This is a genomic window from Spirillospora sp. NPDC046719 (assembly GCF_040645715.1).
GTDB lineage: Bacteria > Actinomycetota > Actinomycetes > Streptosporangiales > Streptosporangiaceae > Spirillospora.
On the sequence record NZ_JBEYYT010000440.1, the window covers coordinates 1 to 7,634 of the forward strand.

Consider the following 7,634-nt stretch of genomic DNA (forward strand, 5'->3'; position numbering starts at 1 on the left):
CGGCGCTGCGCGCCAGGTGGGACGGCGAGGACGACGCGGCGGCGCGGCTCGGGATCGTCCTCGCCGCGGGCGACCTGGCGCCCGGCTGCACCGCGCGCGTCCTGCCCGAGACGCTCCTCTGGCTCCGCGACCTGCGCGACGGGCGCGACGGGCGCGACGGGCGCGGCCCGGACGATCCGCAGCTCCGGCTCGCCGCCGATGCCGCGCTGTCGGCGGCGGTCCGCGCCCAGCGTCCGGACCTCGCCGCGGCCACCGCCGCGCTGCGCGGGGACGTCGCGGTCTGGCGGGACGTCCCGTGGGTCGGCGGGTCGAGCCCCGACCTCGTCCCGTACTTCGGCGGCGGCGCGGCCCGCCTGCTCGGCTGGATCGCGGGTCGGATCGAGGACGACCCGTCCGCGCGCCTCGACCTGTGCGCCGCCTTCCTCGGCGACGCCGATGCCGACCTCAGGATCGGCGCGGTGCGCCTCGCCGCGCACCTGCTCAGCGAGCTGCGGTCGCCGGTGGAGCGCCTGCTGCCCGGTGTGTCCGCCCTCTGCGCCGACGCTTCTCCGGCGGCGCGCTCCTACGCCGTCCTCCTCATCGCGGGACTGGACGAGGGCGACCCCGACCTGCTCGCCGACCGGCTCGGCGACGGCGCGCCGCTGTCCCGGTACGGCGACGAGCGGATCTCCGACCTCGCCGCATGGGGCCTCGCCTGGCGCGAGGACCCGCGCTGCGTCCCCTACCTGGTGGAACGGCTCGCGGGGACGCCGCCGATGGTCGACGCGTTCACGGGCTCGGTGCTGACCACCTCGCCGCCGTCCATCCTCCATTCGCTCGCCCCGCTGGGCGGGCACGCGGACGCCCTCCTCCCCGCGATCCGCGCACGGATGGACGACCCGGACACCGGCCGCACCCTCGCGCGCGCCCTGGAGGCATGGGGCGAGGCCGCGGCGCCGGCCGTCCCGGAACTCGTCCGGCTGCTCGGCACCGGGGCGGCCGTCCAGGCCGCGGCGACGCTCGCCGCGATCGGCCCGGCCGCGTCCGGCGCCGCCGAGGCGCTGCGTCGCGCCGGCGCGCAGGACGGCGGACGGACCGCCCAGGACCGCGAAACGCGCTTCGCGTGGGCCTTGTCCAAGGTGACCGGCGATCCGGGGCCGCTGCTGAGCGTCGTGGACGCCCTTCCGCCCGATCGAGGCTGGGCCGGGCTGCTGGCCGATCTCGGCGAGCACGCCGCCGGGCACGCCGGGCGCCTCCGGCCGCTGATGGATTCCCGCGACGACTGGACACGCGTGGACGCGGCGCGCGCGTACCACGCCGTCACCGGCGACGCGGAGACCGCGTCCGAGCCGCTGTGTCGCGAGGTCTACGACCTGGCGCGCGGCGAGTACCTGCCGGTGCGGTGGGCGGCCATGCGGTACCTCGCCGACATGGGCCCCGCGCCGTCGACCCTGGGGTGGGCGCTGCGGGCCATCGCCGACTCCGAACGGCGGCACCGCAACAACGGCGGGTGGCGGGGCTTCGCCGAGGACAGGGAACTGCGCGCGCTCGCCGCACGCCTCCTCGACTGACCTGCCCCGACTTCGCTGACTCGGGGCACGGGGACCCGGGCCGCCGCTCAGTCGGAATCCTCCAGGTCGCCTTCGACCTCCAGGTAGAGGCGCTTCAGGGCGTCCAGGGTGTCCTGTTCCGGGTGCTCCCACATGCCGCGGTCGGCGGCTTCGAGGAGCCGTTCGGTGATGCCGTGCAGCGCCCACGGGTTCGACTCGTTGAAGAACGCCTGGTTCTCGGCGTCGAGCGCGTACGTCCGCGCGAGCTTCTCGTACATCCAGTCGGCGACGACCCCGGCGGTCGCGTCGTAGCCGAACAGGTAGTCGACCGTCGCCGCCAGCTCGAAAGCGCCCTTGTAGCCGTGCCGCCGCATCGCCGCGAGCCAGCGCGGGTTGACGACGCGCGCGCGGAACACGCGGGACGTCTCCTCGTCCAACGTGCGGGTGCGGACGGCGTCCGGGCGGGTGCTGTCGCCGATGTAGGCCCTCGGCGCCTTCCCGGTCAGCGCCCGCACCGTCGCGATCATGCCGCCGTGGTACTGGAAGTAGTCGTCGGAGTCGGCGATGTCGTGCTCGCGGGTGTCGGTGTTCTTGGCCGCGACGCTGATCCGCCGGTAGGCGTTCTCCATGTCGCCGCGCGCCGGGACGCCGTCGAGGCCGCGCCCGTAGGCGTAGCCGCCCCACACCGCGTACACCTCGGCGAGGTCGGAGTCGTCGCGCCAGTTGCGGCTGTCGATCAGCGGCAGGATGCCCGCCCCGTACGCGCCGGGCCGCGACCCGAACACCCGCAGCGTCGCCCGCCGCTCGTCGCCGCCCTCGGCGAGGTCCGCCCGCACGTGCGCGCGGACGAAGTTCATGTCGTCGGGCTCGTCCTGGTCCGCCGCGATCCGCACGGCGTCGTCCAGCATCGCGACGGCGTGCGGGAACGCGTCGCGGAAGAACCCGCTGATCCGGATCGTCACGTCGACGCGCGGGCGGCCCAGCTCGTCGAGCGGCACCGCCTCGAGGCCGGTGACGCGGCGGGACGCCTCGTCCCACACCGGCCGGACGCCGAGCAGCGCGAGGACCTCGGCGATGTCGTCGCCGGACGTGCGCATCGTGCTGGTGCCCCACACCGACAGCCCGACCGACCGCGGCCACTCGCCGGTGTCCTCCCGGTACCGGTCCAGCAGCGAGTCCGCCATCGCGCGCCCGGTGTCGTAGGCGAGCCGGGACGGGACGGCCTTCGGGTCGACGGAGTAGAAGTTCCGGCCGGTCGGCAGCACGTTGATGAGGCCGCGCAGCGGGGACCCGCTCGGCCCGGCCGGCACGTACCCGCCGTCGAGGGCGTGCAGCACCATGCCGATCTCGTCGCGGGTCCGCTCCAGCCGCGGGACGATCTCCGTCGCGGCGAACCGCAGGATGTCCGCGACCCGCCCGTCCGCGACCCCTTCCGCGACGCCTTCCGCGACCTGGGACGCGGCGTCCGGGTCCCAGCCGCGCTCCTCCATCGCGGCGACCAGCGCCCGCGCCCGCGCCTCCACGGCGTCGACCTCGCCGCGGGACGCGCCGTCCTCCTTCAGGCCGAGCGCCTCGCGCAGGCCGGGCAGCGTCACCGACCCGCCCCACATCTGCCGCGCCCGCAGCATCGCCAGGACGAGGTCGACACGCGTCTCCCCGGCCGGGGCCGCGCCGAGGACGTGCAGGCCGTCGCGGATCTGGACGTCCTTCACCTCGCACAGCCAGCCGTCCACGTGCAGCAGGAAGTCGTCGAACTCGGCGTCGTGCGGCCGGTCGTCCAGGCCGAGGTCGTGGTCGAGGCGGGCGGCCCGGATCAGCGTCCAGATCTGCGCCCGGATCGCGGGCAGCTTCGCCGGGTCGAGCGCCGCGATGTTCGCGTGCTCGTCGAGGAGCTGCTCCAGCCGCGCGATGTCGCCGTAGCTCTCCGCCCGCGCCATCGGCGGGATCAGGTGGTCGACGAGCGTGGCGTGCGCGCGCCGCTTGGCCTGCGTGCCCTCGCCCGGGTCGTTGACGAGGAACGGGTAGACCAGCGGCAGGTCGCCGACCGCCGCGTCCGGGCCGCAGGACGCCGACATCCCGGCGGACTTGCCGGGCAGCCACTCCAGGTTCCCGTGCTTGCCGACGTGGACGACGGCGTCCGCGCCGAACTCGTCCGCGATCCACCGGTACGCCGCCAGGTAGTGGTGGCTCGGCGGGAGGTCGGGGTCGTGGTAGATCGCGACGGGGTTCTCGCCGAACCCGCGCGGCGGCTGCACCATCACGACGACGTTCCCGGACCGCAGCGCGGCGAGCACGATCTCGCCGTCCGGGTCGCGCGAGTCGTCCACGAACAGCTCGCCCGGCGGCGGCCCCCAGTGCCGCTCGATGCCGTCGCGCAGGTCCTGCGGGAGCGTCGCGTACCAGGCCCGGTAGCGCGCCGCCGGGACGCGGACGGGGTTGCCGGTGAGCTGCGCCTCGGTCAGCCAGTCGGGGTCCTGGCCGCCCGCCGCGATGAGCGCGTGCATGAGCGCGTCGCCCTCGCCCGGCAGCGCGTCGCCGACGTCGTAGCCGCGCTCGCGCATCTCGGCGAGCAGCTTCACCACGCTGGCGGGGGTGTCGAGCCCGACCGCGTTCCCGATCCGCGCGTGCTTGGTCGGGTACGCCGACAGCATCAGCGCGACCCGCTTGTCCCGCGCCGGCACGTGCCGCAGCCGCCCGTGCCGGACGGCGATCCCCGCGACCCGCGCGGCCCGCTCCGGGTCGGCGACGTAGACGCTGAGGCCGTCCTCGTCGGTCTCCTTGAACGAGAACGGCACCGTGATGATCCGGCCGTCGAACTCCGGCACGGCGACCTGCGTCGCGGTGTCCAGCGGTGACAGCCCGTCGTCGTTGGCCTCCCACGCCGCGCGCTCGCTGGTCAGGCAGAGGCCCTGCAGGATCGGGACGTCCAGTTCGGCGAGCGCGCCGACGTCCCACGCCTCGTCGTCGCCGCCCGCGCCCGCGAACGCCGGCTTCGTGCCGCCCGCCGCCAGCACGGTGACGACCAGCGCGTCCGCCCGCCGGAGCGTGTCCAGCAGCTCCTTCTCGGCGGTGCGCAGCGACGCGCAGAACACCGGGAGCGCCCGCCCGCCCTTCGCCTCGATCGCCGCGCACAGCGCCTCGACGAACGCGGTGTTCCCGGCGAGGTGGTGGGCGCGGTAGTACAGGACGCCGACGACCGGTCCCTCGTCCGACGTGCGCTCGCGTTCCAGCACGCCCCACGTCGGGGTGGGGGCCGGGGGAGCGAAGCCGAACCCGGTGAGCAGCACCGTGTCGGACAGGAAGGCGAACAGCTCGGCGAGGTTGCCGGGACCGCCGTGCGCCAGGTAGGCGTGCGCCTCGGCGCTCACCCCGGCAGGGACGGTCGACAGCTCCATCAGCTCGGCGTCCGGCGCCTGCTCGCCGCTGAGCACCACCACCGGGCGCGGGCCCGCGAGCAGCGCGTCGAGGCCCTCCTCCCACGCGCGCCGCCCGCCCAGCAGCCGCACCACCACCAGGTCGGTGCCGTCCACCAGCGCGGGCAGGTCGTCGACGGACGTGCGGGCGGGGTTGGCCAGCCGGAAGTCGGCGCCGCTTGCGCGCGCGCTGAGCAGGTCGGTGTCCGAGGTGGACAGCAGCAGGATCACGCGGATCGCGTCCTCACCCGGGGTCCTCGCCCCGAATCGCAGGTCAAGAAGTGGCGGCACGGAGTCTCCTGGCTCCCGGATCGGCGCTCGCCCCGGCCTTCCCGCTCGCGCGGTGGCCTTCGGTGGGGTCCGCTCCCCGGTGACAGTGGCGGGACCGCGCCGGATTCGCACCGGCTTCCTCCCTTGTCGCCGCCCACACCCTAACCCGATTCCCGCCGCCCCGGCGCGCCCGGGGGCGCCGCCCGCCGTGGGACGATCTTCCGATGCAGCGGGAGAGCGAGCCGGTGTCGTGGCGGATCCGGCGCTGGGCGGCGCCCGCCGCGCTGGCGGTCCTGGTCGCCGTAGCCATCGCCGCGGTCGGCGTGACCGTTGGCGGGGAGACTCCGCGGGAGGCGGCGGGCTTCCCGTACCGGACGCCGCGCTTCCTGCTCGCCGCGGGAGGCCAGGGGACGTGGCTCGAAGTGCGCACGATGCCCCGGACGGGCGCGCCCGAGCGGCCGGTCGACGCGGTACGGCCGCCGGACTCCGCCGGCGCGGTGCAGGAGATCCTCGCCGGCCCGGACGGCAGGTTCGTGGTCGCCGCCTCGCGGAGCGACCCGTGCGAGACGCGCCTCTTCCGGTTCCGGCTGACCGGTGACGGCCACGTGACCGGGCTCGCGCCGATGCCCGGCGGCACCATCCCCGCGCTGGTCGCGGGCCTCGCGATGAACCGCCGAGGCGACCGGCTCGCCTACACGACCGCGCCCTGCGCGCCGGAGCCGCCGCACACGCCGGCGTCCGCCGACCCGCCGCGCGCACTGGCGCCCGCGAGCCCGCCGCGCGCCGCGCTGACCGTGCTCGACACCGCGACGGGGAACCGCCGCACGTGGAGCGCGGCCGGGCCCTCGGTCGTCGGCGAGATCGTCTGGGCCCGCGACGGCCGGACGCTCGGCTACACCATCGGCGACCTCGTTCCCGGGGCCGGGCAGGACGCCGCCGTCCAGAACGTCACCGTCCGCGCGACCGACACCCGCGACGGCGGACCGGGCCTGCGCGAGGGACGGGTCCTGTTCCGCGCGCCGGACGGCGTCTCGTCCGCCACCATGGGCCCGGACGGACGTTCCGGCTACGGGATGATGCGGAGGCCGGACGCCACCGTCCTGTTCGCCTTCACCGAGGGGAGGCCGATGCGGGTCACCCGCACGATCCCGCAGACGCCGGGCACGAGTGTCGGCGTCGTCCTCGTCTCGAGCGGTGAACCGCGTTATGCCTGCTTGAACGGCCTGGACGCGTTCGGCAGGGCCATCGACGGGACGGTCCGGACGACCTTCTCGGGGCTCGGGCACTGCGACTCGGCGATGGCCTCCTGACCCGGCCCGCGGCACGAGATCGCGTCGCCGGGGCCCTCGGAGCGGGCCTTAGGATCCTCGCGTGTCGACTTCGCGTTCCGGGCCGGACCGGTGTCCGGGGGCTCTGCGGGTGCACGCCGCCGCCGACGGGGGGCTGGCGCGCGTCCGGCTGCCCGGCGGCGCGCTGACGCGGCCGCGGCTCGACGCCCTCGCTGCCGCATCGCGGGAGCTGGGCGACGGGTTCCTCGAACTGACGTCGCGGGCGAACGTGCAGATCAGAGGGCTCGCGGACGGGGCGGAGAGCGAGCTGAGCGAGCGGCTGCACGCGGCCGGGCTGCTGCCGTCCGCCGCGCACGAGCGCGTCCGCAACATCCTCGGCAGCGTGCTGACCGGGCGCGACGGCTCCGGGCTGCTGGACGCCCGGCCCGTCGTGGCGGCGCTGGACGCGGGCCTGTGCGCCGCCCCGGACCTCGCTGGCCTGCCCGGCCGGTTCCTGTTCGCGGTCGACGACGGGCGCGGCGACGTCATCGCGCTGCGCGCCGACGTCGGCCTGTACGCGGTGGCGCCGGACGCGTTCGCCCTGGTCCTCGCCGGGACGGACAGCGGCCTGCGGGCGGCCCCGGAGGACGCCGCCGCGCTCGCGCTGGACGCCGCGCGCGCGTTCCTGCGCGTCCGGACGAGCGAGTGGCGGCTCGCCGAGCTCGGCCGCGACCTCTCGCTGCCGGGAAGCAGGAGCGCACCCGTCCCGGTCCCGGCGGTCCCGTACCGGACGCCGCTCGGCGAGATCCCGCAGCGGGACGGGCGGACGGCGTTCTCCGGGCTGGTCCCGCTCGGCCGCCTCGACCCCGCCGGGCTGGGCGCCGCCGGGGAGATCATTGTCACTCCGTGGCGGGGCGTCGTCATTCCCGGCATCGCGGACATGTCACACTTCCCTGGCCTGGTCACCGGACCCGACTGGGCGGGGCTGACGTCCTGCGCGGGCCGTCCCGGCTGCGCGAAGTCGCGCACCGACGTGCGCGCGGACGCGGCGCGGGCCCGCCGGGCCGGCGGCGGCCTGCCGGTCCACAGGTCGGGCGGCGTGCGCGAGTGCGGGCGCCCCGCCGACCGGCACGTCGCGGGCGTGGGCGGCCCCG

4 protein-coding genes and 1 riboswitch are annotated in these 7,634 nt (G+C 76.3%); of the genes, 3 read left to right on the plus strand and 1 reads right to left on the minus strand.

What is annotated here, in order from left to right; translation table 11 throughout:
- Positions 1-1,550, plus strand: a 1,550-nt coding sequence (locus ABZ914_RS42260; RefSeq protein WP_500200363.1) for a hypothetical protein, incomplete at its 5' end; no start/stop codon positions are given.
- Positions 1,551-1,597: 47 nt separating this feature from the next.
- Here ABZ914_RS42260 and cobN read toward each other — a convergent pair.
- Positions 1,598-5,173: a cobaltochelatase subunit CobN gene (gene cobN, locus ABZ914_RS42265; RefSeq protein ID WP_500200368.1), complete on the minus strand. Its 3,576-nt coding sequence runs from the start codon at positions 5,171-5,173 to the stop codon at positions 1,598-1,600.
- Positions 5,174-5,211: 38 nt separating this feature from the next.
- Positions 5,212-5,383: riboswitch (cobalamin riboswitch) on the minus strand.
- A gap of 53 nt (positions 5,384-5,436) precedes the next feature.
- On the opposite strand from cobN, the gene ABZ914_RS42270 reads away from it, so the two are divergent.
- Together ABZ914_RS42270 and ABZ914_RS42275 are read left to right on the plus strand one after the other, a co-directional pair.
- Complete coding sequence (locus tag ABZ914_RS42270; RefSeq protein ID WP_500200364.1) at positions 5,437-6,522, plus strand: hypothetical protein; 1,086 nt, start codon at positions 5,437-5,439, stop codon at positions 6,520-6,522.
- A 61-nt stretch (positions 6,523-6,583) separates the two neighbouring features.
- A partial coding sequence (locus ABZ914_RS42275; protein WP_500200366.1) for a ferredoxin-like domain-containing protein occupies positions 6,584-7,634 on the plus strand: 1,051 nt, incomplete at its 3' end.